The organism is Salinisphaera sp. Q1T1-3 (genome assembly GCF_003602005.1).
Taxonomy (GTDB): Bacteria; Pseudomonadota; Gammaproteobacteria; order Nevskiales; family Salinisphaeraceae; genus Salinisphaera.
On record NZ_QZWD01000033.1, the window covers coordinates 1 to 2,127 of the forward strand.

The following is a 2,127-nucleotide window of genomic DNA, read 5'->3' on the forward strand; positions in this document are numbered from 1 at the left end:
CCCCAGAGGCCGAACCAATCCAAGGCGAATCAAGCGGCGTACGAAAGACTATTTGTCGCGAAAAGGCGATGAACCGCTCAATCGAAGGCCGGATTATTCCGTGCGAATCGTAAAGTGAACGGCATTGGGTCTGTCCCTTAATGTCCCTCGGAAAACCGACGGATAATCCGTTTATCGAGTCATTCAACGGCAGCTTTCGGGACGAGTGCCTGAACGTGCACTGGTTCCTGAGTCTGGCCGACGCGCAGGAGAAGATCGAGACCTGGCGTGTCGAATACAATGAAGATCGCACCCACAGCTCGCTCGGCAATGTGACGCCCCGCGAGTACTATCTGAATCACGCACAGGCCTGATTTTTCCAAGTCTGAATGCTCGGTTATTGGGGAGACGGTCATTCAGTAGCGACTAGCAGGCCGCTTCTTAATGCAGAAACGCGAAACAGCCCTATCGTTCAATGACGAAATTAATCAATTATTGATGGTCTGACAGTGTGTTATCGTCCGCCGTCGAGTTTGTGCCTCGCGCGGCCAGTACATGCGCTGCGTCCAGAATTGGATCGCGGCCTTGCTTGAGATCAGGCGCCGTAATATCGACCGCTATATCCGGCTGGATACCGACCCCTTCAAACGGTTGCCCATTGCCGAAGAACTCACGCTTGGCGCCTACGCGAAATCCCATGCCGTTGTTGTAGTCCTTTATATAAGGTTGGCCGGTCGAACCGTACGAAGTTTCGCCAATCAGCGTAGCGCGATCGCTGGTCTTGAGCGGCATAAGTAAGTCTTCGCAAGCGGATGCACAATGCCGATCGATCAGCACGATAAGTCTCCCGTAATAAATTGGTTGATCAGGTGCGATGATCCTTCCAGGCCAGTACATCATCGGGCGCTCGAAATAGTTGTGCATAGCAGATGCGATGGCCCGAAAGCGCGGCGCATTCGGAGCCTCCGAAGCATCGGCAAAACTGCCATACGCCGCTAGCAACCCGACCGACATCGCCGAGGCCTCGGCCATAGAGCGATAGGGCGACACAATCAAGGCGTGAATCAGATCCTCTGGTGTATTGCCGCCGCCATTGCCACGCAGGTCGAGTACAAGGGTCTTCGCATCGCGATGTTCCTTAACGAAAGCGACCGCGGCTTTTTCGTATTTCGGCGCGTCGAACGAGGGGATGGCGTGATAATAGGTGCCGGAAGGCCAGCCGCCTTCGGCTCGCGGTTTCTCATCGGCTGAATGCCGGTGTGGCAACAACGCAACGCTACGGTCGATGGTCGCCTTGCTGCCATCGGCGAGCGTCAGTACGAAGTGTTCGGGAAATAGGAATGGACGGATAAAAAGCTTGTCCGCCCGCGCGCGCGCGCTGGAAGCCGCAATATAGCGTTTCTTATCGGCGTAGAATTCGTCCATCGAAGTGCCATTGACGCCGATGATCACGTCGCCAGGCGATAAACCCACACGGTGCGACGACACGATGAGCCAGCGACCATGATGCCGCTCTACTGCTATACCAACCGGGCCGCCACTGTGAGCAACCAGCCAATGGTCGTGAAATCCGGTGTGGCCATTGTGCAGGTGAGCGAACAGCATAAGCGTCGCCAGATCGAAATCCCGACGGCTATCGGTTGCAGCGATCGTTCTCGTGTAGTCCTCGAAGTCGGCGGCGAAATTATCATTGGCCGGCATACCCTGCCAATGGGCGAAATAACGGCCTACGGCTGCACGAATGTCGCTGGCTATGCGTATTCGTTGCGTGATCGACACACGGGCCGATACCATTGAGTTATCAGCCGGCATTTGTAACGCATTGGTCGCACCTGCATCTGGCACCGTTAACGCGCAACTCATGGCCGTGGCGATCAAGCACCACAAAATCCTTCCCATTTGCATCATTACTCCCCGAAAAACATGTCGTAGCCGATGTACGCTTGTTTTACTCGAGACAATAGGGGACAGACCCAATGCCGTTCACTTAGCGATATACTATTGAATATTGATCGCTTCCGGTAATCGGCATGGCAGGCAAGGCGTCGACGTTGGGTGGTCCCATCCGCATGGCGGACTATCTCAGCATTGGATTGCTGTCACGCCTGGTCTCGCCAGCGCTTGTCGATGAAGCGCTTCGTCTTCATG

At 55.1% G+C, this 2,127-nt stretch carries 1 protein-coding gene and 1 pseudogene; one reads left to right on the forward strand and one right to left on the reverse strand.

The features are described from left to right. Positions 1-149 precede the first annotated feature (149 nt). A pseudogene (locus D3260_RS17030) lies at positions 150-353 on the forward strand (transposase); the annotation flags it as partial. A 118-nt stretch (positions 354-471) separates the two neighbouring features. Here the strand turns inward: D3260_RS17030 and D3260_RS17035 are convergent. Then, positions 472-1,857 carry a S41 family peptidase gene (locus D3260_RS17035; protein ID WP_233544122.1) on the reverse strand — a complete coding sequence of 462 codons (1,386 nt, stop codon included), beginning with the start codon at positions 1,855-1,857 and terminating at the stop codon, positions 472-474. Between the last annotated feature and the right edge of the window lie 270 nt (positions 1,858-2,127).